23 protein-coding genes are annotated in these 25,113 nt (G+C 59.1%); 18 read left to right on the top strand and 5 right to left on the bottom strand.

All coding sequences use genetic code 11. The features are described from left to right. The first annotated feature begins 21 nt into the window (after window positions 1–21). The 12 genes from TM5383_RS15620 to TM5383_RS15675 all read left to right on the top strand — a co-directional run bounded on the left by TM5383_RS15620 (window position 22) and on the right by TM5383_RS15675 (window position 12,298). Window positions 22–1,182, top strand: a complete 1,161-nt coding sequence (locus TM5383_RS15620; RefSeq protein WP_058320036.1) for an acyl-CoA dehydrogenase family protein — start codon at window positions 22–24, stop codon at window positions 1,180–1,182. Next, window positions 1,183–3,231 carry an acetate--CoA ligase family protein gene (locus TM5383_RS15625; protein ID WP_058319973.1) on the top strand — a complete coding sequence of 683 codons (2,049 nt, stop codon included), beginning with the start codon at window positions 1,183–1,185 and terminating at the stop codon, window positions 3,229–3,231. It begins immediately after the preceding gene. Next, a complete protein-coding gene (locus TM5383_RS15630) occupies window positions 3,212–4,015 on the top strand; it encodes a carnitinyl-CoA dehydratase (RefSeq protein WP_058319974.1) in 804 nt (267 codons plus the stop codon). The genes TM5383_RS15625 and TM5383_RS15630 overlap by 20 nt, the downstream gene beginning before the upstream one ends. A 2-nt stretch (window positions 4,016–4,017) precedes the next feature. After that, window positions 4,018–4,935: a 3-dehydrocarnitine:acetyl-CoA trimethylamine transferase BcoG gene (bcoG, locus tag TM5383_RS15635; protein ID WP_058319975.1), complete on the top strand. Its 918-nt coding sequence runs from the start codon at window positions 4,018–4,020 to the stop codon at window positions 4,933–4,935. 128 nt (window positions 4,936–5,063) lie between these two features. Further along, window positions 5,064–5,474, top strand: a complete 411-nt coding sequence (locus TM5383_RS15640) for a hypothetical protein (protein WP_058319976.1) — start codon at window positions 5,064–5,066, stop codon at window positions 5,472–5,474. A 17-nt stretch (window positions 5,475–5,491) separates the two neighbouring features. Continuing rightward, the gene (locus TM5383_RS15645) at window positions 5,492–6,913 is read left to right on the top strand and encodes a carnitine 3-dehydrogenase (protein WP_058319977.1); all 1,422 of its coding nucleotides are present in this window, start codon (window positions 5,492–5,494) and stop codon (window positions 6,911–6,913) included. Window positions 6,914–7,005: 92 nt separating this feature from the next. Beyond that, window positions 7,006–8,250 carry a peptidase T gene (gene pepT, locus TM5383_RS15650; protein ID WP_058319978.1) on the top strand — a complete coding sequence of 415 codons (1,245 nt, stop codon included), beginning with the start codon at window positions 7,006–7,008 and terminating at the stop codon, window positions 8,248–8,250. A 201-nt stretch (window positions 8,251–8,451) separates the two neighbouring features. After that, entirely contained in the window at window positions 8,452–9,408 is a 957-nt protein-coding gene (locus tag TM5383_RS15655) for a MotA/TolQ/ExbB proton channel family protein (RefSeq protein WP_082645512.1), read from the top strand. A gap of 5 nt (window positions 9,409–9,413) precedes the next feature. Next, window positions 9,414–9,791, top strand: coding sequence for an ExbD/TolR family protein (locus TM5383_RS15660; protein WP_058319979.1), 378 nt, complete (start codon window positions 9,414–9,416; stop codon window positions 9,789–9,791). Between the two features lie 6 nt (window positions 9,792–9,797). Then, entirely contained in the window at window positions 9,798–10,193 is a 396-nt protein-coding gene (locus TM5383_RS15665) for an ExbD/TolR family protein (RefSeq protein WP_058319980.1), read from the top strand. Then, the gene (locus tag TM5383_RS15670) at window positions 10,190–11,041 is read left to right on the top strand and encodes an energy transducer TonB (protein WP_058319981.1); all 852 of its coding nucleotides are present in this window, start codon (window positions 10,190–10,192) and stop codon (window positions 11,039–11,041) included. Before TM5383_RS15665 ends, TM5383_RS15670 begins: the two co-directional genes overlap by 4 nt. A gap of 75 nt (window positions 11,042–11,116) precedes the next feature. Next, a complete protein-coding gene (locus TM5383_RS15675) occupies window positions 11,117–12,298 on the top strand; it encodes an amidohydrolase (protein WP_058319982.1) in 1,182 nt (393 codons plus the stop codon). On the opposite strand, the gene TM5383_RS15680 is transcribed toward TM5383_RS15675, so the two are convergent. The 3 genes from TM5383_RS15680 to TM5383_RS15690 form a co-directional block, all read right to left on the bottom strand. Beyond that, window positions 12,277–13,212, bottom strand: a complete 936-nt coding sequence (locus TM5383_RS15680) for a LysR substrate-binding domain-containing protein (RefSeq protein ID WP_058319983.1) — start codon at window positions 13,210–13,212, stop codon at window positions 12,277–12,279. The two genes, TM5383_RS15675 and TM5383_RS15680, sit on opposite strands and share 22 nt — an antisense overlap. 217 nt (window positions 13,213–13,429) lie before the next feature. Further along, window positions 13,430–14,683 (bottom strand): CoA transferase, encoded by a 1,254-nt coding sequence (locus tag TM5383_RS15685; protein WP_231725187.1) that lies wholly within the window; start codon window positions 14,681–14,683, stop codon window positions 13,430–13,432. A gap of 54 nt (window positions 14,684–14,737) precedes the next feature. After that, complete coding sequence (locus tag TM5383_RS15690; protein WP_058319984.1) at window positions 14,738–16,405, bottom strand: GMC family oxidoreductase; 1,668 nt, start codon at window positions 16,403–16,405, stop codon at window positions 14,738–14,740. A gap of 95 nt (window positions 16,406–16,500) precedes the next feature. On the opposite strand from TM5383_RS15690, the gene TM5383_RS15695 reads away from it, so the two are divergent. From TM5383_RS15695 to TM5383_RS15720, 6 genes are all read left to right on the top strand, one after another. Further along, complete coding sequence (locus TM5383_RS15695; RefSeq protein ID WP_058320037.1) at window positions 16,501–17,412, top strand: LysR family transcriptional regulator; 912 nt, start codon at window positions 16,501–16,503, stop codon at window positions 17,410–17,412. 591 nt (window positions 17,413–18,003) lie between these two features. Continuing rightward, entirely contained in the window at window positions 18,004–18,228 is a 225-nt protein-coding gene (gene nrdH, locus TM5383_RS15700) for a glutaredoxin-like protein NrdH (RefSeq protein WP_058319985.1), read from the top strand. Between the two features lie 22 nt (window positions 18,229–18,250). Then, on the top strand, window positions 18,251–18,661 hold the full coding sequence (gene nrdI / locus TM5383_RS15705; protein ID WP_058319986.1) for a class Ib ribonucleoside-diphosphate reductase assembly flavoprotein NrdI: 411 nt from the start codon (window positions 18,251–18,253) through the stop codon (window positions 18,659–18,661). Continuing rightward, the gene (gene nrdE / locus TM5383_RS15710) at window positions 18,643–20,766 is read left to right on the top strand and encodes a class 1b ribonucleoside-diphosphate reductase subunit alpha (protein WP_058319987.1); all 2,124 of its coding nucleotides are present in this window, start codon (window positions 18,643–18,645) and stop codon (window positions 20,764–20,766) included. The genes nrdI and nrdE overlap by 19 nt, the downstream gene beginning before the upstream one ends. 15 nt (window positions 20,767–20,781) lie before the next feature. Then, window positions 20,782–21,753 carry a class 1b ribonucleoside-diphosphate reductase subunit beta gene (nrdF, locus tag TM5383_RS15715; protein WP_058319988.1) on the top strand — a complete coding sequence of 324 codons (972 nt, stop codon included), beginning with the start codon at window positions 20,782–20,784 and terminating at the stop codon, window positions 21,751–21,753. Window positions 21,754–21,879: 126 nt separating this feature from the next. Further along, window positions 21,880–22,362, top strand: coding sequence for a DUF1284 domain-containing protein (locus TM5383_RS15720; protein WP_082645516.1), 483 nt, complete (start codon window positions 21,880–21,882; stop codon window positions 22,360–22,362). A 72-nt stretch (window positions 22,363–22,434) separates the two neighbouring features. Here TM5383_RS15720 and TM5383_RS15725 read toward each other — a convergent pair whose 3' ends face one another. Both TM5383_RS15725 and parE read right to left on the bottom strand, forming a co-directional pair. Continuing rightward, a complete protein-coding gene (locus TM5383_RS15725; RefSeq protein WP_058319989.1) occupies window positions 22,435–23,109 on the bottom strand; it encodes a hypothetical protein in 675 nt (224 codons plus the stop codon). Further along, entirely contained in the window at window positions 23,106–25,061 is a 1,956-nt protein-coding gene (parE, locus tag TM5383_RS15730) for a DNA topoisomerase IV subunit B (RefSeq protein ID WP_058319990.1), read from the bottom strand. Before parE ends, TM5383_RS15725 begins: the two co-directional genes overlap by 4 nt. Between the last annotated feature and the right edge of the window lie 52 nt (window positions 25,062–25,113).

Genomic DNA, 25,113 nt, shown 5'->3' on the forward strand with positions numbered 1-25,113 from the left:
GCAGATACAGCCGCTTCGGGTCTGAACTTTGGCCTGAGCGCGGAGCAGGAGATGATCGCCTCCACCGTGCGCAGTTTTGTCGAACAAGAGATCTACCCGCACGAGGCCGAGGTTGAGCGCACCGGTCATGTGCCGCCTGAACTGGGCAACGCGATCAAGCAGAAGTGCATCGATCTGGGATTTTACGCCTGCAACTTCCCCGAAGAGGTCGGCGGCGCGGGGCTGAGCCACATGGATTTCACTCTGGTGGAACGGGAACTGGGCCGTGGCAGTATGGCCTTGACCCATTTCTTTGGCCGGCCGCAAAACATCCTGATGGCCTGCGAAGGGGATCAGCGCGACAAATACCTGTTGCCTGCAGTGCGCGGGGACAAGATGGATGCGCTGGCGATGACCGAACCGGATGCCGGATCTGACGTGCGCGGCATGAAATGTCAGGCGCGTCGCGACGGAGGGGATTGGGTGATCAACGGCTCCAAGCATTTCATTTCAGGGGCAGAGCATGCGGATTTCTTCATCGTGTTTGTCGCCACAGGCGAAGATGACACACCGCGCGGGCCGAAGAAGCGGATTACCTGTTTTCTGGTCGATCGTGGTCATCCCGGTTTTGAGGTCCGCGAGGGATACAATTCGGTCAGTCACAAGGGATACAAAAACTACATCCTTACCTTCGATGATTGCCGCCTGCCGGATGCGCAGGTTTTGGGCGCCGTTGATGGCGGATTTGATGTGATGAACGAATGGCTTTACGCCACACGTCTGACCGTGGCGGCGTTTTGTGTCGGACGGGCGCGGCGCTGTTTTGACCATGCGCTGCACTACGCGGCGGAACGCAAACAGTTCGGCCAACAGATTGCCAAGTTTCAGGGGATCAGTTTCCAGATCGCTGATATGATTACCGAAATTGACGCCGCCGACTGGATGACTCTGTCTGGCGCCTGGCGGCTGGATCAGGGGCTGCCTGCCAACCGCGAAATTGCCAGCGCCAAGCTGTACGCCAGTGAAATGCTGGCTCGGGTGACGGACACCACGTTGCAGATTTTTGGTGGTATGGGGCTGATGGATGATTTCCCCATCGAACGGTTCTGGCGCGATGCGCGGGTGGAACGGATCTGGGACGGAACCAGCGAAATTCAGCGCCACATCATCAGCCGGGATCTGTTCCGGCCCTTGGGTGCCTAAGTGGGCGCTCGCGATCTTACCCGCCTGCTGACACCACGGTCCATTGCGGTGATCGGCGGCGGCACATGGGCGGGCAATGTCATTGCTGAATGCCGCAAAATCGGGTTTTCCGGTCCTCTTTACGCTGTGCATCCCAGTCGCGATGAGGTGGCAGGCGTGCGTGCCGTCCCCTCCGTCAATGATCTGCCAGAGGCGGTGGATGCGGCCTTTGTCGGGGTGAACCGCAATGCCACGGTGGATGTGGTGCGCGATCTGGCTGCGCGCGGTGCGGGCGGCGCGGTGTGCTTTGCCTCTGGTTTTCTGGAGGCGGACGCCGAAACAGGTGATGGCGCGGATCTGCAGGCGGCACTTCTGTCTGCGGCGGGGGATATGCCTATTCTGGGGCCCAATTGCTATGGGTTCATCAACTATTTGGATGGGGTTGCGCTGTGGCCGGATCAGCACGGTGGTCGCCCAGTTGATCGGGGTGTCGCCATCCTGACCCAAAGTTCCAATATCGCGATCAACCTGTCGATGCAGCGTCGTGGCCTGCCATTGGCCTATCTGGTGACGCTGGGCAATCAGGCGCAGACGGGCCTTTCGGAGGTGGCGCAGGCGCTGCTGGCCGATCCGCGCGTCACCGCGCTGGGCCTGCATATTGAGGGGATCGATGATCTGCGCGGCTTCGAGGCGCTGGCGCATGCCGCATATGACGCGGGCAAAGCGATCGTCGCGCTAAAGGTTGGCGCATCGGAACAGGCGCAGGCCGCCACGATTTCCCACACCGCGTCATTGGCGGGATCTGCTGCGGGGGCGACCGCGTTGTTGCGGCGTTTGGGCATCGCGCAGGTCGGCAGTCTGGACACCATGCTGGAGGCGTTGAAAATCCTGCACGTGGCGGGACCTTTGCCGCATGCTGGGATAGTCTCGGCCTCTTGCTCGGGCGGCGAAGCCAGCCTGATGGCCGATATCGGCGCCGCCGCTGGCGTGACCTATCCGCCGCTGTCAGAGGCGCAGCAAACAGGGTTGCGTGCCGCGCTTGGCCCCCATGTGGCATTGGCCAATCCGCTGGATTATCATACCTACATTTGGGGGGATGAGGCGGCGATGCAGGCTTGCTTTGGCGCCATGATGACAGCGGATGTTGCACTGGGCGTGTTGGTTCTGGATCTGCCGCGTGCGGATCGGTGTGCGCCCGATGACTGGATGCCGACCGTGCGCGCCCTTTGTGCCGCGCGCGCTGCGCAATCCCGTCCGATGGCGGTTTTAACCTCGCTGCCCGAAGGATTGCCAGAGGAGGTATCGCAGGATCTATTGGCGGCGGGGATTATTCCAATGCACGGAATGGACCCCGCGTTACAGGCCATTGCCGCTGTGGCAGACATGCGCACGCCTGATCCCCAGCAATTGTTGTTGCCGCCGGGCGACTTAGAGGAGGGCGTGGTTCTGCATGAGGCCGAGGCCAAGGCCGCATTAGTGCACTATGGCCTAACCGTTCCCCGCCGGTTGGAGGTGACGCGCGATCAGCTGGCCCAAGCTGCGCAAGAGTTGGGGTATCCGCTGGTGCTGAAAACCGCTGGGCTGGCCCATAAATCCGAGGCAGGTGGTGTCGCCTTGAACCTGACAACCGTGGAAGCGGTTGAGCAAGCGGCGCAGGCGATGGGCGGGCAGGCGTTTTTGCTGGAACAGATGGTGACAGGCGCGGTGGCCGAACTGTTGATCGGCGTCACCTGTGACGCGGCGCATGGCTACGTTCTGACGCTGGCCGCAGGTGGGGTGACCACCGAGCTGTTGCAGGACAGCACGCAGTTGCTGATCCCCGCCGCCCGTGCCGATGTGGCGACCGCGCTCGACCGGCTGAGGATTGCGCCGCTATTGTATGGGTTCCGTGGCAAACCCGCTGCTGACTTAAACAGCATTCTGGACGCGGTGATGGCGGTGCAGGACTATGTCATCGCAAAACGCCCCAGTGAGATTGACATCAACCCATTGATCTGCGCGCCGCATATGGCTGTGGCCGCAGATGCCTTGATCAAGACAGGAGGTCACGATGACAGAAGTGACAGCTGAGACCCTAAACCCGATTGAAACCCGCCGAGACGGTCATGTGTTGGAGGTGACACTGAACCGTGGCAAGGCCAATGCCATTGATCTGGCTACCAGCCGTATCATGGGCAAGGTGTTCCAGGATTTCCGCGATGATCCAGAATTGCGCGTTGCGATCATCACCGCCGCGGGAGAGAAGTTTTTCTGCCCCGGCTGGGATCTGAAGGCTGCCGCCGATGGCGATGCAGTGGATGGAGACTATGGCGTCGGCGGCTTTGGCGGCCTGCAGGAATTGCGCGGGCTCAACAAACCGGTGATCGCGGCGGTGAATGGCATCTGCTGCGGTGGCGGTCTGGAACTGGCGCTGTCTGCCGATATCATCATGGCGGCGGATCACGCGACCTTTGCCCTGCCGGAAATCCGATCCGGCACAGTGGCCGATGCGGCATCAATCAAGCTGCCCAAACGTATCCCGTATCATATCGCGATGGAGATGCTGTTCACGGGCCGTTGGCTGGATGCGGAAGAGGCGGCGCGTTGGGGGATGATCAATCAGGTGCATCCTGCGGATCAGCTGCTGGCGCGAGCACGGGAGATGGCGCAGCTCATCGCCTCTGGTCCGCCGCTGGTCAATGCCGCGATCAAAGAGATCGTGCGCGAGGCTGAGGATATGAAATTTCAGGACGCGATGAATCGCATCACCAAAAGCCAGTTCGCGACTGTCGAAACACTCTACACATCTGAGGATCAGCTAGAAGGCGCGCGCGCCTTTGCGGAAAAACGCGATCCCGTCTGGAAAGGAAAATAATCATGCCACTGACTATGAACCGCGATGTTTTCATCACCTGCGCTGTCACCGGATCAGGCGGTACACAGGATCGCAGCCCGCATGTGCCACGCAGTCCCGAACAGATCGCCAATTCCGCCATTGATGCGGCCAAGGCTGGCGCCGCCGTGGTGCATTGCCATGTGCGCGATCCTGAAACCGGTGCGCCCAGCCGTGACCTTGGGCTGTACCGTGAGGTGACAGATCGTGTGCGCGATGCTGATGTGGATGTTGTTTTGAACCTGACCGCAGGCATGGGCGGCGATATGGTCTTTGGCTCGACCGAGGCGCCGCTGCCGGTGAACGCGGCGGGAACGGACATGGTGGGCGCCACCGAACGGATGGCGCACATCGCCGAATGCCTGCCCGAGATTTGCACGCTGGATTGCGGCACCATGAACTTTGCCGAAGCCGACTATGTGATGACCAACACCCCCGGCATGTTGCGCGCGATGGGGCAGATGATGACGGATCTGGGCGTAAAGCCCGAGATCGAGGCCTTTGATACCGGTCATCTTTGGTTCGCCAAGGAATTGGTGAAAGAGGGTATCTTGGAACCCAACGCGCTGGTGCAGCTGTGTATGGGCGTGCCGTGGGGCGCACCGAATGATCTGAACACCTTTATGGCGATGGTGAATAACGTGCCCGATGACTGGAACTGGTCTGCGTTCTCATTGGGGCGCGATCAGATGGCCTATGTGGCGGCGGCTGTTCTGGCAGGCGGCAACGTGCGCGTCGGGCTAGAGGATAACCTGTGGCTCGATAAGGGCGTGCTGGCGACCAACGCACAATTGGTCGAACGCGCGGTCACCATCATTGAAAACATGGGCGCGCGGGTTATTGGCCCAGAGGCTGTGCGCGAACGGTTGGGATTGGTCAAACGGGCGCCTGTGTCATCGTGATGACGGCTGGTGTCTGCGCACTGCGGCGGCTGTTATCCGCCGTCGCGGGCGCGGGGGCCGGATCACCGGCCTGACCTCAGGCCGCGCACTATGATAGCGTGAGGGAAAGAGCATAACGGAGTGGTGATATGCCCAGATTCAGCGCCCTTTCCCGATCGTTGACCATCGCAGCAGCACTGGCGGTTTCCGCCTGCCAGACAGAGGCCGACGCCCCAAAACAAACATCGGCTGAAAAACAGCCCGCACCACAGGTGCAAAGTGCCCGCCCGCTGATTGACCTGTCCGTCCCTGCCAAACCTGATCCGGCAGCACGGGCGACGTGTCAGGCGCAGGGCGGCACATATCAAATCGGCGGTTTGGCGCGCCAATATGTCTGTTTCCGGCCCCAGCCGGATGCAGGGCAGGCGTGCCGCACTGAAAACGACTGCACAGGCTTTTGTCTGGCAGAAACCAAGCAATGCAGCGCACAGACGCCGATCTTTGGGTGTTTTGACCTCTTGGACGCGGATGGACGCCAGCAAACCATTTGTATCGACTAAGGAAATACGGGGAACGCATGACAAAAAAGGCAGCAATCATTGGCGGCGGCGTAATTGGTGGCGGTTGGGCCGCACGGTTTTTGCTCAATGGCTGGGATGTGGCGGTCTTTGACCCCGATCCAGAGGCCGAGCGCAAAATTGGTGAGGTACTGGACAACGCCCGCCGCGCGCTGCCTGCGCTTTATGACAAACCCCTGCCGTCTGAAGGGACACTGACCTTTCATGATGATCTGGGTGCGGCGCTGGAGGGTGCGGCATGGGTTCAGGAAAGCGTACCGGAACGGTTGGATCTGAAACACCGTATCCATGCGGACCTGACCCGACTGGCGCCAGCGGATGCCATCATCGGGTCGTCAACTTCGGGCTTCAAACCGTCTGAATTGAATGAACAAGGCGCACGCGCCATCGTCGCCCATCCATTCAATCCGGTCTATCTGCTGCCGCTGATCGAACTGGTGGGCGACAGCGAAACCTGTGCCCGTGCCGCCGAGGTGTTGCGCAGTGTGGGGCTTTACCCGTTGACAGTGCGCAAAGAGATCGACGCCCATATCGCAGACCGTTTCCTCGAAGCGGTTTGGCGCGAGGCGCTGTGGCTGGTCAAAGATGGTATTGCCACAACAGAAGAGATTGATGAGGCGATCCGCATGGGCTTTGGCCTGCGCTGGGCGCAGATGGGGCTGTTCGAAACCTACCGCATCGCTGGCGGTGAGGCAGGCATGAAACACTTTATGGCGCAGTTCGGCCCCGCGTTGCAGTGGCCTTGGACCAAGCTGATGGATGTGCCGGAGTTTACCGATGAACTGGTCGATCTGATCGCCGGCCAGTCCGATGAACAATCGGGGCATCTGTCGATCCGACAGCTGGAACGTCTGCGCGATGACAACCTGGTGGGTATGATGCGCAGCCTGAAGCAATCCGGTAGCGGGGCAGGCGGGGTGATCCGCGCCCACGAGGCACTGTTGGCGATCCCACAGGTCGGCGATCTGCCGGTGACGTTGGACATTCAGGTGCCGCAAACCTGGACCGATTACAACGGCCATATGAACGAAACCCACTACCTAGAGGCAGGCGCCAAAGCCAGCGACTGCTTTATGGAAATGATCGGCGCAGATGCTGATTACATCGCGGGCGGCCTGAGCTATTTCACCGCCGAAAGTCATGTGCGCTATCTGGATGAAACCCATCAAGGCGCGCGTTTGCAGGTGCAGACGCAGGTGTTGTCGGGGCAGGGGAAGAAACTGCATCTGTTCCATACGCTGCTGTCTGGTGAGCGCACGGTGGCGACGGTGGAAACACTACTGTTGCATGTTGACCTTGGCACCCGCCGGTCCTGTCCGCCTGCCGATCACGTGGCCGCCGCGCTAGAGAGTTACGCCAGCCGCCACGCCGCCCTGCCACAGCCCGAAGGAGTCGGGCGTGCGGTGGGTCAGCGGCCTTAACCATCTTCGATAACCTTGTGCGGGGCACTGCGCTTGACATTGCCCCGCACCAGCGCTTCCCTGCGGCCAACATTTGACCAAGTGAGGCTGAGATGAGCGACAGATTTACCGATGAACTGGAGGACCGACTGGTCCGCTACGCCGCGATCGACAGCCAGAGCGACGCCGCCAGCCCCAGCGCCCCCAGCACGGACATCCAATACGACATGCTGCGCCTGTTGCAGCAGGAACTGACCGACATGGGCGCCGCCGATGTGGAACTGACCGACTACGGCGTGGTGCTGGCCACCGTTCCGGGGACGGTCGCGGGGCCGACTGTTGGTTTTCTGGCGCATGTGGACACCGCACCGCAGTTTAACGCAACGGATGTGAAACCGCGGGTGATCAAGGGGTATAACGGCGGTGATATCACCTTCCCTGATGATCCCGCGCTGGTGCTGTCGCCCAGTGATTACCCCTATCTCGCCGGTAAACGGGGCGAAGATATTATCACCGCCTCTGGTCTGACGCTTTTGGGTGCGGATGACAAAGCCGGGGTGTCGATCATCATGACCATGGCGCGTCACCTGCTGCAAAACCCAGAGATTGAACGCCCGACGCTGCGGATCGCCTTCACCCCCGATGAAGAGATCGGGCGCGGCGTTGGTACTGAGCTGCCCCAAGATATGAAGGCGGATTTTGCTTACACGCTGGATGGTGGTGCTGTGGGTGAGATCGAGTATGAAAGTTTCTCTGCCGATGGCGCGGTGGTGCGGGTGCGCGGGGTGTCCATCCACCCCGGTCTGGCCAAGGATCAATTGGTGAACGCGACCCATCTGGCATCAAAAATTGTGCAAACCCTGCCACAGGCGACGATGACGCCGGAAGCCACCGATGACCGCGACGGGTTCATTATGGTTACGGATATGGCGGGGGACGCCTATGAAATGGTGCTGCACCTGATCCTGCGCGATTTTGAACTGGACGGTCTGGCCGCCAAAGGCGAGCTGCTGCAAAAGGTCTGCGAGGCCGTACAGCTCAGCGAGCCACGGGCGGAAATCACCTGCGAGATCAAACCGCAGTACCGCAACATGCGCTACTGGCTGGAAAACGATATGACGCCGGTGGAACTGGCCCGCGATGCCAGCCGTGCGCATGGGATTGAACCGGTGTCGGTGCCCATTCGCGGCGGCACGGACGGGTCGCGCCTGACGGAATTTGGGGTGCCGACGCCCAACATCTTTACCGGCATGCAGAACATTCACGGCCCGTTGGAATGGGTGTCGGTTCAGGACATGGCAAAAGCGACCGAAGTTTGCCTGACGCTGGCGCAAAAGGCGGCCGCGCCCAAGGTCTAAACACGCGGCGACAGGGCGGTAGGATTGCTTATTCTTGACAGAAAGAATAGGTTAATGCTACCCAGCCCTTAGCCGCCCATGTCCTGTTTGTTGATATTGGGGTAAGCCAACAACTCAGCCGCGACGCCTAACGCCCGCCTGTTTGTTGGTCAAAGGGGCATTCCGGCGCCGTGAAAATGGGGGCCGGGCCTCATGTCTACTATGTCTATTCGATTGGGTCTGGCGGTTGCTGGTGTGTTCATGCTGGCCGCGTCTGCCTTTGCGCAGGATGTTGCACAGCCTCAAATGCCACCGCTGCCGCAGATGCAGGCGCCGCAGGTTGAGGCGGCCCCAGCCGACCCTGTATCGGTAGCGTTGCCGCAGGGCGTAACACCGCAACCTGATGAATTGACCGCACCGGATGTTGCCACCAGTGCATCTGATGCGGCAATGACGTTTCTGCGCGATGGTGGTCCGTCGATCTGGGCGATTGCGGCGCTGTCGGTGCTGACGCTGGCGTTGATCCTGTGGAAATTGTGGCGTTTCGTGATCCTTGGCGCTTGGGGGCGCGGGCGCGCCTACAAGGCAGTCGCTGCGTTCGAGCAGGGCGATATCGCGAGCGCACAGCAGATCGTGCGGGACCGCAGTGGTCTGCGCAGCCGTATGGTTGCGGTGGCGATAGACGCAAGGCTGTCCCGCGACGATGCCGCCGCACGCGAAGAAACCGCGCGGGTTGCCAAACAGCGTCTGGTCGAGGCGGCCAGCGGCCTACGGGCGCTGGAACTGATCGCGACGATCGCCCCGTTGTTGGGTCTGTTGGGTACTGTGATGGGGATGATCGCCGCTTTTCAGGCCTTGCAGGAAAGCGGCAGCCGCGCTGATCCGTCAATGCTGGCGGGCGGCATCTGGGAGGCATTGCTGACCACCGCCGCCGGTATGGCCGTGGCGATTCCGGCCTCTGCTGCCCTGACGTGGTTTGAGGCCATTGTTGATCGTCTGCGCTGCGACAGCGAAGACATGTGCGCGCGCATTTTTGTTGTTCCGTTGACCGAAATCACGCCAACCACCGCGCAGACAAAGCTACAGGCCGATCGCAGCAGGAAAACAACGGTCGCGGCGTCAAAAGCTGCGGTTGCTCAGGGGATGGTTCCGGCCGATCTGGCATTGGCGGCGGAGTGATCACAATGGATCTGGGGATCATGCAGCGGCCACGGCGCAAACCTTCGCTGACGCCGATGATTGATGTGGTGTTCTTGCTGCTGGTCTTTTTCATGCTGGCGTCACGCTTTGGTCTGGATCAGGTTGTGGAAATGCCTATGGCCTCTGGCGGTGGGGAATTGGGAGGCGCATCAAAACTGGTGGACATCCTGCCGGATGCAATACGCCTGAATGGGGTGTCCATGACATTGGAACAGGTGGTCAGCGGGTTGGCTGACTTGGTCCAATCGCCGCAGGATGTGATCGTTTTGCGTGCGCAACAGGCTGCAAATATCCAGCGGGTTGTTTTCGTGTCCGACGCGCTGATTGCGGCGGGATTTCAAGCGCTGGTTCTGGTGGAGTAATCATCTATGCAGTTTGATGCGCCCATCAGGCCGCCCAAAGCGGAATCCATTGTTCCGATGATCAATGTGGTGTTCTTGTTGCTGATCTTCTTCCTGATGACCGCACAGATCGCGCCACCCGATCCGTTTGAGGTCACCCCGCCAGAAGCCACCGCTGCGGCAGAACCTCAGGCGGAACTGATGTTGTATCTGAATGCTGATGGCGTGCTGGCGTTTGAGGACCATCGCGGCGCCGCCGTTTTGGCGGCCCTCTCCACACAGGTTATGGCTGCAGACGGGCATGCGCCGCACGTTGTGCTGCGGGCGGACGCGGCAGGGCAGGGTGCGCGTCTGGCCGAAGTGATGGCGCAATTGCGCGGTATTGGCGTGGGGGCGGTAGAATTGGTGGTGACCGCACCATGAAACGCTGGGCTGAGTTTACGGGTTTCTTGGCGCTGGCAGCGGGCGCGCATCTGCTGATCTTTGCCGAGTTTCCAGCGGTCGAGGATGGGCAGGACGCGGGCGGAATCGGTGGGCAGGCGGTGGTCACACTGCGTGGCGCACCTGCCAGTATGGCAGAGGTGATCGAGGACTGGACGCGCCCCCCAGAAGTTACGCTGATCGACCAGATGGTTCCTCTGCATGTGGCAGAAGCGCCCAATGCGAAATTCCGTGTTGCAGCGACGATCACTGTGCCCCCCAAGGTGGAGCAGCCGCCTCGGATGCACGATCCACTGGCCGAAGCTACCCCTCAGGTCGAAACCGCGCCACCGCCCAAACCGGTGCCCAAACCGGTCGTCAAAAAGCCCCCAGAGCCGAAGCCAAAGCCGAAACCCAAAGCAAAGCCGAAACCACAGGAGAAGGCCAAACCGTCCACCCGCAACACAGCGGCCAGTTCGGGGCAGGATGTGCAAAAGGCCGCGGGTGCGGGCGGTAGCGCTCAGGCTGGTGCCAGCGGTAAGGTGGATGTAAAAACGCTGAGCAAAGGCAAAGAAGCCAAGCTGCGCAGTATCTGGGGCGCCAAGATACGCACTCGTGTTGAACGGCGGAAACGATCTGTGAGTGGCAAGGCCAAAGGGCGCGTGGCCAAAGTGAGCATCACGGTGTCAAACTCAGGGCAGCTGTTGGGGGTTTCGCTGGCAAAATCCTCAGGTATGGACAAGGTCGATCAAGAGGCGTTGGCAGCGGTCAAACGTGCGGGCACATTTCCAAAGGCGCCCAAGGGTATGAATCGTCCCAGCTACACATTGCAATTGCCGATCCGTTTCTGACGGTTTTTCCGGTCTTGTCTCTGGGGTCGATTTGCGGCCTTCTGCGGTGATGTTTTGTGCCTTGGAAAGATGATCATGCCTGACACCCGCCTTCCTGTTGTCTCCTTGCCCGATGATCTGATCGCTGCGCTGACCGACCTGCGCCATGCGTTACACCGTGCCCCGGAAATCTCGGGGCAAGAGGAACGTACAGCTGCACGGATCGCATCGGAGTTGCGGGATTTGGGGGCGGATCAGTTGTGGACCGGTCTGGGGGGCCACGGTGTCGCCGCAGCGTTCGACGGCGCTGGGGCTGGTCCTACCATCATGATCCGCTGCGAACTGGATGGGCTGCCAATTCCAGAAGTGTCAAATTTGCCGTATCGTTCCGAGGTTCCTGAAAACAGTCATGTGTGTGGTCATGATGGCCACATGAGTATGGTGATTGGCGTGGCCCATGCGCTGTCACAGCGACGCCCTGTGCGCGGGCGCGTGGTGCTGCTGTTTCAACCGGCTGAGGAAACAGGCATGGTGGCACCTGCGGTGGTGGCTGATCCCCGCTGGGCAGAGATGCGGCCTGATTTCGCTTTTGCCATCCACAACCTGCCGGGGCTGGAACTGGGCGCGATTGAGCTGTGCCAGCGCACGGCCTGTTGTGCGTCGCGCGGGATGCAGGTGCAACTTACTGGCAAGAGCTCTCATGCGGCGCAGCCACAAGATGGGCTGTCCCCTGCGGTAGCGATGGCGCAACTGATGCAAAGCCTGCCCGCACTGAGCGAAGGGGATGCGCTGGATGATGATTTCAAATTGGCGACGCTGACCCATTGCCGTCTGGGCGAGGCGACGTTCGGTATCGCGCCGGGGCATGGTGAGGTGCGGGCCACCCTACGCGCGGTCACCGACGCGGGCATGCACAGCCTGATCGAAGCTGCGGTCGGCGAGGTGCAGGCGGTGGCTGCCGCGCAGGGCCTTGATGTGGATATCAGCTGGCATGATGTGTTTTCGGCAACGGTCAACACCGCCGCAGCCAATGAGCATGTCATCCGCGCGGCCAATCGTCAGGGGATCCCATTGGCGGAGGTGGCAACGCCACAGCGCTTTTCCGAGGATTTCGCCTGCTACGGCCTAGACGGGGCCGAGGCAGCGATGATTTTTGTTGGCTCCGGCGTGGACCAGCCGCAGTTGCACAATCCTGATTTCGATTTCCCTGATGCGTTGTTGCCGGTGGGCACGGGGCTGTTTCTGGCGTTGGTTGATCAGCTGCTGAATGGAAACTGAATGCCGCTAGGACGGGGAACCACCCGCGCCAGCAGATAATCGCGCAGCAAGGCACCGGTGGGGTGGCTTTTGCGGCCAGAGGGGGCGGTCAGATAGAAGGCTTCTTTCAGCGGGACAGGCGGCAGATCTGCACGCCCCTCAAAGGCGCGAACCAGGCGGCCCGCTGCCAGAATGGGGGATGACATGGACGACCGACCCAAAACCACTCCGCCGCCATTGGCCGCAAATTCAAACGCGGTCAGGGAATTGTCAAACTGCATGCCAAGGCCCGGATTGACCTCTTCGACGCCAAGGTGCTGGCACCATGTAGACCAACCCTCTTCATAGCCCAGAACATGCAGCAAACGGTGATCCGTCAGATCCTTTGCATCAGCCAGCGGTGTGTCAGAGGCCAATAGCGAGGGTGCACACAGGGGTTCAAACACCTCCCACGTCAGGCGGTCGGCAGTGTGGCCCGGCCAGATGCCGCGCCCATAGCGGATTTCCATATCAACGCGCGCTGCGTTGCTGCTGTCATCCCAGACGCTGCTGATCAGATGCACGGGGCGATCAGGGTAGGCGTCGGTAAAGGCGTTCAGATGCGGCATCAGCCACGTGGCAGCGAACCCGACCGGCGCGCGCAGCGTCAGGGCGTCGGTCAGGCGTCCGCCAAACACCTCTTCGGTTCCGGCCATAATGCGAGCAAAGCCATCGCGCACCTTGGGCAGATAGGCGGCACCGGTCTTGGTCAGCACCAGCGACCGCGCCCGGCGTTCAAACAGAGGTTCGCCCAGATGGTGTTCCAGAAGCTTCACCTGTTTGCTGATCGCAGCCTGCGTCAGGTTCAGCTCGCTCGCTGCCTGCGTAAAGCTGAGATGTCGCGCCGCGGCCTCAAAGGCGCGCAGCCACAACAGGTGTGGCAGACGTTGACCCATGCTCTCCTCCATTTGGGGCAGACCCTATCCTGAGGGCGCGCGCGGTTAAGGAAAGGTTCAAAAGCGGCAAAATGTGACGCAAAAAGAGTGTGATAGTCACATTCATGGCATTTTGCATAACTCCTGTAGGGGCTGACCCCATAGATTCGTCATTTGAATGCGACCGCGTGGCTGCCGAAAGTTTAGGCAGAAAAAGAACAGGATCGCTCAGATGTTTTCAATCACTCCGACTGCACGGTTGCGCACGACGCCCTTCCTCGAAATGGCCCGCAAAGAAGGGCTGACCAATGCCATGGTGTATAACCGCATGGTGTTGCCGACCTTCTATGGCAACCCAGAGGAAGAGTATTGGCGACTGATCAACGGCGTGTCGATGTGGGACGTATCGGTGGAGCGTCAGGTGCAGGTCACCGGCAAGGATGCCGCCACGGCCGAACATCTTCTTCCACTCGTGCGAGGTGCGGGTCATGAACACCTCTTTCATGCGGGCGGCGATGCGATCGGCCCAGTCTTTGGGCATCGGATAAACGCCCAGCGAGGTTTCGTGTTCCCATTCCGACCAGGGTTTATAGGTGTTCTCTTCTGAGGTCAGGCCTTCTTCGACCAGTTCGTCGTAGATGCCCAGCACCTCAAGGCAGCGGCGGGCGTGGTTTTTGTGGCTGGGGCAGACCACATAGAACATGCGGCCATCTTTACACATGTAGCTGCGGAAAAACGGATCCAGCAGTTCCTGCAGATCTTCGTAGGCCACGTTCATCGGCAGGCCTTCGACGCGGCGCCGTTCGATTTCGACCTCGCGCTGGGTCAGATACCGTTCGGGCATGTCTGCCACGTGGATCGAGTTATAGCACAGGCCCTCCATCACAGCGGCGGCCAACGGTACTTCGATCTGATCGCCTTCGCCGGTGACCTGACGCGATTGCAATGCCAGCACCGTCGCGGATGCCGCAATTTGCGAAGCATAGGCCGACGACAACGGCAGAGGTGAGAAGGACGGGTTCAGACCCATCAGAACACGGTTCAGCCCCATGTCGGTGAACACGCCGGAGCTGGCGGCGACGATGCTTTCAAACGCTCGCATTTCACGGCGTTCCTCATCGTCAGAGGCAAAACCGGGAATGCTGAGGGTGATCAGCTCTGGGCGTGCAGCACGCAGCGCAGTGAAGTCCACACCCAGTGCAGCCAGTTTGCCGGGGCGGAAGTTTTCGATGATGACATCCGCCTCGGCGCAGAGCGCCAGCGCCTGTTCCAGACCTTCGTCGGTTTTGAGGTCAAGGTTCACGATGACCTTGTTGCGGTTCAGCATGGCATTGGCCGGGTTGTCCCACATCGCGCCCTCGGGTGGGTCAATATGAACCACCGTCGCGCCCAGATCACCCAGCAGCATCGCCACTGCAGGTCCAGCGATATACTGGCCGAAATCGACCACTTTGACGCCCGTGAGGGGCAGCTTGGAAAACGGTTCACGCATCTTATTTGTCCGTTGCTAAGTGCGAATACTGAATGCAGAGGGGAAACGGCAGGATCAGTTGTCCTGCAGAATCCAACCCGCAGCCTTTTCGGCGATCATGATGGTCGGCGAGTTGGTGTTGCCGCTGGTGATTTCCGGCATGACCGACGCATCGACCACACGCAGGCCAGATACACCGCGCATCCGCAGTTGCGGATCCAGAACCGCAGTCGGATCATCATCGCGACCCATTTTGACCGTACCAACAGGGTGGAAGATCGTGCTGGCAATGTCGCCGGCCAAACGGGCCAGTTCATCGTCGGTTTGATACTGCAGGCCGGGTTTGTATTCTTCGGGCTCGTATTTCGCCATCGAAGACTGGGCCATGATTTCACGGACCTGGCGCAGACTGTCGGCGGCAACCTTACGGTCGTCTTCGGTGTCCAGATAGTTGGGCGTGATTTCCGGCGCATCGCGGAAATCGGCGCTGGCGATACGGACGTGGCCACGGCTGGTCGGGTTCAAGTTACAGACACTCACCGTCATCGCCGGAAACTCGTGCAGATCCTCACCAAAGGCTTCGAGGCTAAGCGGCTGCACATGGTATTCTAGGTTCGCATGGGTGCGGCTGGCGTCAGAGCGGGTAAAGGCGCCCAGCTGGCTGGGGGACATGCTCATCGGGCCGGAGCGTTTGAAGAAGTATTCCAGACCAATCTTGGCTTTGCCGACCAGCGAATTCGCCAGTGTGTTCAGTGTGCTGGTGCCTTTGACCTTGAATACGGCGCGAATTTGCAGGTGATCCTGCAGGTTTTCGCCCACATAGGGTTGGTCCATCACCACGTCGATTCCATGCTTTTGCAGCAGCTCCGCCGGGCCGATGCCCGACAGTTGCAGGATCTGCGGCGAGTTGATGGCGCCTGCGGACAGAACCACCTCTTTGTTGGCCTGCACTTCGACGGTTTGGCCCGCGCGGTGGACGCGCACACCGCTACACTGCAGTTCGCCCATCAGTGCTTCGCTGAACAGCAGCTTTTCTGCCTGTGCTTCGGTCCAGATGGTCAGGTTCGGACGCGATTTTGCCGGACGCAGGAAGGCCTTGGAGGTGTTCCAACGCCAGCCAGAACGCTGGTTCACGTCAAAATAGCCAACGCCAGCGTTGTCACCGCTGTTGAAGTCGTCGGTTTTTTCCACGCCGGTTTCGACCGCGGCGTCGGCAAAGCTGTCCAACACTTCCCAGTTCAGACGCTGCTTTTCGATACGCCACTCACCGCCCGAACCGTGCAGATCAGAGAAACGGCTGTTGTCGCCGGTTTTGGGGTCTGCGCCGCCGTCCAGTTTGTAGTGGTCTTCATGCGCCATGAAGTCCTTGAGCGAGTTTTCCCAGTTCCACGCTGCTTCGCCCGTCAGTTCAGCCCAGTTGTCATAATCGCGCGCTTGGCCACGCATGTAGATCATGCCGTTGATCGAGGAACATCCGCCCAATGTCTTGCCGCGCGGGTACAGCAGGCTGCGTCCGTTCAGGCCTTTGTCGGGTTGGGTTTTGTACATCCAGTCAGCGCGCGGGTTGCCGATGCAATAGAGGTAGCCGACCGGGATGTGGATCCAGGGGTAGGTGTCGGGCTTGCCCGCTTCCAGCAGCAGTACTTTGTTTTTGGGGTCCGCGCTCAGGCGATTGGCCAATAGACAGCCCGCCGATCCGGCACCCACAACGATATAATCAAATTTTTCTACGCTGCCAGTCATCGGTATCCTCCCACAGAATGATTTCGCCTTTGGTAAATGTGAAACTGTCTGGGGGCTAATGACAAATCCCACAGGTCTGTATTATGAAATTTTATATGGACAGGTTTTCTAATCTCAACAATCTCTTGGCCTTTGTCACAGTGGCCCGCGAAGGCAGCGTTTCACGCGCCGCCGAAGTGCTGAGTCTGACGCAGCCGGCAATCAGTCACCAGATCAAGCGTTTGGCTGACGATACGGGCCTCATCCTGTTTGAGCGCAGCCCCAGTGGTTTGCAGATTGCCGCGGACGGCACTGCGGTATTGGCCAAGGCCGAACGGGTGCTGGATGCAATGGCTGAATTTCAGCGCAGCGCGCGCCGTCAGGCGGGGCAGGTGGGGGGCCTGTTGCGGTTGGGAACGATTGTGGATCCGGAATTTATCCGTCTGGGTCGGCTCTTGGCCGGATTGCGGCGGGAACATCCGCTGGTGGAAACGCGCCTGCGTCACGGTGTTAGCGGTGATATCATGACGTGGCTGAAACGCGGGCAGATTGATGCGGGCTTTTACCTTAGCGCACCGGATGAGTTGCCCCTGCGCACACCGGACGGCGAACATGAATTGCATACCGTGTCATTGGCGCAATTCAGTTACCGCGTGATTGCGCCAGCCGGGTGGCAGGATCAGGTTGACGGAGCCGATTGGCCCGCGCTGGCCTGCCTGCCGTGGATTGGCACGCCGAATCTATCGGTGCATCACCGTTTGCTGTCGCGCATTTTTGCGCAACACGGCTGTCAGCCTGATGTCGTTGCGCAGGTGGACCAAGAGGCGTCGATGTTGGAAATGGTACGATCTGGCATCGGGTTGAGCTTGTGCCGAGAATCCGTGGCGCTGCATCACCAGCACGCATCAGGTCTGGCGGTGTGTCCCTCTGTCGCGGTTCCGGCGAGTTTGAGTTTCACAATGTTGGCGCGGGAACAAAAACGTCCGATCCTTATCGAAACGCTGCGCGTGTTGTCCCAGTGCTGGTAGAATGCGGCAAGGCACGGCCGTGTGGCGGATTGGCGTATGGTGAACACAAAATGCCTGTTTTTTTGGCGCGTTGCGTCACGCGCACAACGGCTATGACCGCGGCGCTTTTTCTGTGAACAGCGGACCCTGTTATCGAATCTGTGGACAATTGGTGGGTATTTTCCCTTGCCGTTTTGATTTTTCATCACATTTTCGAGGGTAGGGCGCGGCGAACTCTCGCGTGCAAATCACCAAGGCGAAGGGCGCTTACACGGATGCGGCTCTGATGCAAGTAAACTCTGTATGTTGACAGAAAGCAGGGTTCAGACCCAATATGATGTTGTGACGCGCGCGTCGATTCAGGGTGATCGTAGGTAAATTTTTGGGCCTTTTCTGTGACGGCCCCTCGATTTTAGGTGGTGCTTCAGGGGCTTAATCGCCTCTAAGTGTATGTCCGGTAACAGCAATGTTAGATCGACCACCCTGTTACAGCGTCAGTCGCACATCGCGGGTTTCCCGCATCAAAGATTACGAACCAAAGAGTTCGGGGTGGTTCATACGGTAAGTTGCCGCTGTGTTGAGGCCCCGAATAGAGACAGAGAAAGAGAACAGATGAGCAGCATCATCGTGTATTCCAAACCCGCATGTGTTCAATGCACCGCCACCACTCGTGCGCTGGATGCCAAAGGTATTTCTTACGATGTCATCGACCTGACCCAGGATGATGCAGCAATGTCGCGCGTCTTCGACCTGGGCTACCGTCAGGCCCCCGTTGTCGTGGCTGGCAGCGATCACTGGTCGGGTTTCCGTCCCGACATGATCGCGCGCCTGTCCTGATAAGGTGACAGCGCAGTCACTAATGCTGGTGTATTATTCATCGGCGTCGGGTAACACGCAGCGCTTTGTGGAACGACTGGGAGGGGAGGCACTGCGCATCCCTATTTCCCCTTCGGACCCCTTGCCAGAGGTCACCGGGCCCTATGTACTGGTCTGCCCGACCTATGCCGATGGCGAAGGACGCGGCGCGGTGCCAAAACAGGTGATCCGCTTCCTCAATGATCCTGACCGTCGTGCCCAGATCCAAGGCGTGATTGGCACAGGCAATAGAAACTTTGGTGCGACCTACGCTCTGTCGGGTCGCATTATCGCTGAAAAATGTAACGTGCCGCTGCTATACTCGTTCGAGCTGGCAGGTACGGAAACCGATATTTCCCGCGTGCGCGCGGGGCTTACCACCCTGGGGGGAACACTATGCTCGACAGCGACCTGACGACGCTGGATTATCACGCGCTCAACGCGATGCTGAACCTGTATGACAGCGACGGCAACATTCGCTTTGACGCCGACCGTATGGCAGCGCGCCAGTATTTCTTGCAGCATGTGAACCAGAACACAGTGTTCTTTCACTCGCTCGACGAAAAGCTGCGGTATCTGGTCGAACAGGGCTATTACGAAGAAGCGGTTCTGGACCAATACTCCAAGAACTTCATGCGCGAGATCTGGGATGCGGCCTATGCGCATAAGTTCCGTTTCCCGACCTTTCTTGGCGCCTTCAAATACTATACCTCCTACACGCTGAAGACCCGTGACGGTCAGCGCTATCTGGAACGCTATGAGGACCGCGTGGTGATGACCGCCCTGTGTCTGGCGCGTGGCGATGAAAAGCTGGCGATGTCCTTCATGGACGAAATTCTGGGTGGCCGTTTCCAACCTGCAACCCCGACCTTCCTGAACGCGGGCAAGGCGTCGCGTGGTGAGTTGATTTCCTGCTTCCTGCTGCGTCTGGAAGACAACATGGAAAGCATCGGTCGCGGTATCAACTCGGCCCTGCAACTGTCCAAGCGTGGCGGTGGTGTTGCGCTGTTGTTGACCAACATCCGTGAGCATGGCGCGCCGATCAAAGGGATTGAAAACCAGTCGTCTGGTGTCATTCCGGTGATGAAACTGCTCGAAGACAGCTTCTCCTACGCCAACCAGCTGGGCGCACGTCAGGGCGCTGGCGCGGTCTATCTGAACGCCCACCACCCCGACATTATGCGGTTCCTGGATACCAAACGCGAAAACGCGGATGAGAAAATTCGTATCAAAACCCTGTCGCTTGGCGTGGTGATCCCTGACATCACCTTTGAACTGGCCAAGCGTAATGCGGATATGTACCTCTTCTCGCCGCATGACGTGGAGAAGGTCTATGGCGTGCCGTTCTCGGAAATCTCGGTCACCGAGAAATACGACGAAATGGTCGAGGATAAGCGCATTCGCAAATCCAAAGTGAACGCGCGCGAGTTCTTCCAGACCATCGCAGAGATTCAGTTTGAATCGGGCTATCCTTACGTGATGTTCGAAGACACGGTAAACCGGATGAACCCGATCGAGGGCCGGATCAACATGTCGAACCTGTGTTCCGAGATCCTGCAGGTGAATACCGCCTCCAGCTTCAACGATGACCTCAGCTATGACCACATGGGCACCGATATTTCGTGTAACCTTGGTTCGCTGAACATCGCCAAGACGATGGACGGCAAGGATCTGGGCGCCACCGTTGGCGCGGCGATCCGTGCGCTGACCGCTGTTTCGGAAATGTCTGCGATCGACTCGGTTCCTTCGGTACGTCTGGGCAACGACGAAAGCCACGCCATTGGTCTGGGGCAGATGAACCTGCACGGCTTCCTCGCGCGTGAACGCATTCACTACGGCAGTGAGGATGGGGTGGAATTCACCTCCGTCTACTTCGCCGCAGTGGCCTATCACGCGATCCGCACCTCCTGCGAATTGGCGAAAGAGCGCGGTGAGGCCTTCAAAGGCTTTGAAGCGTCTGATTACGCATCCGGCGTGTTCTTTGATAAATATACCGACCGGGATTGGCTGCCCGAAAGCGATGCCGTCAAGGCACTGTTTGCCGATATCGAGGTGCCGACCCGCGACGACTGGGCCGCGCTGAAGGCGGATGTGATGAAGCACGGCTTGTATAACCGCAACCTGCAGGCGGTGCCGCCGACCGGGTCGATCAGCTACATCAACAACTCGACCTCGTCGATCCACCCGATCGTGTCCAAGATCGAGATCCGCAAAGAAGGCAAAATCGGGCGTGTCTATTACCCCGCCGCCTTCATGGATAACGATAATCTGGAATATTACCGCGACGCCTATGAAATCGGCCCCGAAGCGCTAATTGATACCTACGCCGCCGCGACCGAACACGTGGATCAGGGCCTGTCGCTGACCCTGTTCTTCCCGGCTGAGGCAACGACCCGTGACATCAACCGCGCGCAGATCTACGCGTGGAAGAAGGGCATCAAAACCATCTACTACGTGCGCCTGCGCCAAGAGGCACTGGAAGGCACCGAGGTTCAGGGCTGCGTGTCCTGTAGCCTGTGATCGGAGAGTAAAGTGATGAAAGATACCGCACCCACCGTGATCCCGCGCGCGATCAACTGGAACCGTCTGGACGATGAAAAGGACCTGGAGGTCTGGAACCGTCTGACCGTCAACTTCTGGCTGCCGGAAAAGGTGCCGCTCAGCAACGATATTCCCAGCTGGGCGACCCTGACGGACCACGAAAAACAGCTGACCATCCGCGTGTTCACCGGCCTGACCCTGCTGGACACCATCCAGAACACCGTCGGCGCGCCTGCGCTGATGCCCGATGCGATCACCCCGCATGAAGAGGCCGTGCTGACCAACGTCGCCTTTATGGAGGCGGTGCATGCACGCAGCTATTCGTCGATCTTCTCGACCCTGTGTTCGACCAAAGAGATTGACGAGGCCTTCCGCTGGTCCGAAGAAAACCCGCATTTGCAGGCCAAGGCCAAGGCAATTCTGGATACCTACGCACCGGGCAATGACCCGTTGAAACGCAAAATCGCGTCGGTGTTCCTGGAAAGCTTCCTGTTCTATTCGGGCTTCTATCTGCCGATGTACTGGTCCTCGCGCGCCAAGCTGACCAACACCGCCGACCTGATCCGCCTGATCATCCGTGATGAAGCGGTGCATGGCTATTACGTAGGCTACAAATTCCAGCGCGGTTATGAGCAGTTGGACGAAGAGCGTCAGCAGGAACTGAAAGACTACGCCTTCAGCCTGATGTTCGAGCTGTACGGTATTGAAAACCAATACACCGAAGAGCTCTATGACGAGATTGGCCTGACCGAGGATGTGAAGGTCTTCCTGCACTACAACGCCAACAAGGCGCTGCAGAACCTCGGGTTTGAGGCGCTGTTCCCACCAGAGGTGTCCGAGGTGAACCCTGCGATCCTCGCAGCCCTCAGCCCCGACAGTGAAAACCACGACTTCTTCTCCGGCTCCGGTTCGTCCTATGTGATCGGCAAGGCCGTCGCGACCGAGGATGACGACTGGGACTTCTGATCTGGTCAGATGTAAGTAAGAAAGGCCGCCCCAGTTGGGGCGGCCTTTTTGTTTGGCGGTCTTTCTTGTGCGGTCTGCGTATTTTCTGGGATCGTCAGCGCGGGGCAGGGCGGTTATGGTGCGGCCATGAAGACGCGCGCGCCAGACCTTACCCTAGCCGACAGTGCAGAACCCGCTTTGGACAAAGCGGATGTTGTCCGCTTTCGTCCGCATCATTTCCTCTGTGCCATCGGGTTCGAGGGGAAGGGGTATTCCGGTGAGTTCACCGAAAACATGACCGCCATCGTGCTGGACCGCCTGCGTGCCGAGGGGGGAGAGGCGACGCAAATGCGCGTTGTTGGTCAGACCGACGACATCTGCGCCCCCTGTCCCAAACGACGGGGGCGGCTGTGTACGCACCAACAGGGCATTTCCCGCCTAGACCGCGCCCATGCACTGGCGCTGAAGTTTGAACCGCATGAAGAGCTGACATGGGGCGACGCGCTGGAGAGGATCCGCGAAAACGTCATGCCGGGGGATTTGTCAAAGCTATGTGGTAGCTGCCGTTGGCTGGACTACGGCATGTGCGAAGCCGCGCTGCAGCGGCTGCATGATGGGGTATTGGACTAAAGACCCAATGTCAGAAGCAAAGCTTCTGACCGCGCCCGATCTGTAGCCTTATTTTGATGGCTAGTGCTATAATTAAACCAGCGCTCTGAGTACTGCCTGCAGAATATCGAGGGTAGGCAATACAAGCATTGCGAAGCCTGACACTGCAAAACTTAGACAAGTATATCTGAGAGCTCGAGAGTTATGCATTTGGCCAGCCCACCATTCGCGAGAAATAGACCGGATGTAGTCCGACGGGTTAGACCGCATATTTGGCCTCCCGATGAGAAATTCCTTCTTAAACCGGTAGCCTAGCGTGAGTCCGTTTTTGGCGTTCCTTCTTTCTACGTAGTAGTCATCATGTAAGGCGTTGGGGGTGCGCTGGACCCATGCTTCGGACATAACGACTCGATCTATTTCTTGGATTTCGCTAAGTGAATAACTTTCAATTACTTGTTCGGCGAATTGAATATCCGAACTGGCAGTATTCAGTACTTTAGGTGCGCCTATGATTGAGCCTAAATTCGCAATGAGCAAGGCGCAGGAACCGACAAAGGACAACCGTAGTTTCTGACTGCTGGAGAGCATGAAGGTGTCTACACCTCCAGCAAGGGCAGAAAACTCCAGAGCGTCAGCGATTTGATCGTTATAAAGCAACAAGTAGCCGATCACTGGGATCATCGCGGCTACCCGACTGACGTGGTTATTCGATAGTGCGGAAACGGATTGCCATTGTAGAAAGGTTGGTTCTGAGATGGCCTCACTCAAACATCCAACTCCTCCACAAACCGCGCGTTCTCTTGGATGTATTGGAAGCGCAGCTCGGGCTTTTTACCCATCAGACGTTCCACCAGATCGCCGGTTTCGCCCGGTTCGTCCTCGTCAATCGTGACGCGGATCAGGGTGCGTGAAGCGGGGTCCATGGTGGTTTCTTTCAGGTCTTTGGCGTCCATTTCACCCAGACCCTTGAAGCGGCTGACGTCAATCTTGCCTTTGCCGCCCAGACCTTTCTTCAGCCATTCGTCACGCTCTGCCTCATCAACGCAGTAAACGCGTTTCGCGCCTTGGCTCAGACGGTAAAGCGGCGGGCAGGCCAGGTAGAGGTGGCCCGCGTCAATCATCGGCCGCATCTGGGTGAAGAAGAACGTCATCAACAGCGCCGCGATGTGGGCGCCGTCGACGTCCGCATCGGTCATGATGATGATCTTGTCATAGCGCAGGTCATCAACGTTGAACTTGGTGCCCAGACCCACACCCAGCGCTTGGGTCAGGTCATTAATCTCTTGGTTCGAGCCGAGTTTCGAGGACGCCGCGCCCAGCACGTTCAGGATCTTACCGCGCAGGGGCAGCAGCGCCTGTGTTTTACGGTTCCGCGCCATCTTGGCCGATCCACCGGCCGAGTCGCCTTCGACGATGAACAGTTCAGTGCCTTCGCGGTTGGTGGCCGAACAATCGGTCAGCTTGCCGGGCAGACGCAGGCGTTTGGTGGCCGATTTCCGCTGTGTCTCTTTTTCCTGCCGACGGCGCAGCCGCTCTTCGGCGCGCAGGACAAGGAAATCAAGGATCGCGCCCGCGGATTTGGTATCTGCCGCCAGCCAGTTGTCAAAGTGGTCGCGCACCGCGTTTTCCACCAGACGCTGCGCTTCAACCGTGGCAAGGCGGTCTTTGGTCTGGCCGACAAATTCCGGTTCGCGGATGAAACAGCTGACCAGTGCGCAGCCGCCAGTGATCAGGTCATCGCGAGTGATTTGCGCGGCCTTTTTGTTATGGACCAACTCGCCGTAGGCCTTGATGCCTTTCAGCACCGCGGCCCAGAACCCGGCAACGTGTGTGCCGCCTTCGGGGGTGGGGACGGTGTTACAGTAGGATTGGATGAAGCCATCGCGCGACGGTGTCCAGTTGATTGCCCATTCCACCTTGCCCGGCACGTTGAAGCGTTCCTGAAAATCCACCGTGCCTGCAAACGGCTGATCCGCGTAGGTGGAGGCAGAGGCCATCGTTTCCTTCAGATAATCGGCCAGACCACCCGGGAAGTGGAACGTCGCCTCCGTCGGGGTTTCGCCATCATCAATGTGGGTTTTCCAGCGGATTTCGACGCCGGAGAACAGATAGGCCTTGGAGCGGATGGATTTGAACAGGCGGGCCGGTTTGAACCGGTGCTTGCCAAAGATCTCTTCATCCGCGTGGAAGGTCACAGTGGTGCCGCGCCGATTGGGGGCTGCGCCGACCTTTTCCACCCCGCCCAGCGGGATGCCACGGGAAAATCGCTGTTCAAACAGTTCCTTGTTGCGCGCCACCTGCACCACCATCGAATCCGACAGGGCGTTAACCACCGACGCACCAACGCCGTGCAGACCGCCAGAGGTCTGGTAAGCCTTGCCCGAAAATTTGCCGCCCGCGTGCAGGGTACACAGGATCACCTCTAGTGCGGATTTGTCGGGGAACTTGGGGTGGGGATCGATTGGAATGCCGCGTCCGTTGTCGCGCACGGTCAGCGAATAATCGGCGTTCAGTTCCACCTCGATCCGGTTGGCGTGGCCTGCCACCGCTTCATCCATCGAGTTGTCGAGGATTTCCGCCACCATATGGTGCAGCGCCCGTTCATCGGTGCCACCGATATACATGCCGGGGCGTTTGCGCACCGGTTCCAGCCCTTCGAGCACCTCAATAGAGGAGGCGTTATAGTCATCTTGCTGCGCGGACAGGAGGTCGTTGGCCATAATGTGGGCTGCTCTTATTCTGCTTGGTTTGGGGCATTATGGCAGGGGAACG

Origin of the sequence: Thalassovita mediterranea, from assembly GCF_001458435.1 — a bacterium.
Lineage (GTDB): Bacteria > Pseudomonadota > Alphaproteobacteria > Rhodobacterales > Rhodobacteraceae > Thalassobius > Thalassobius mediterraneus.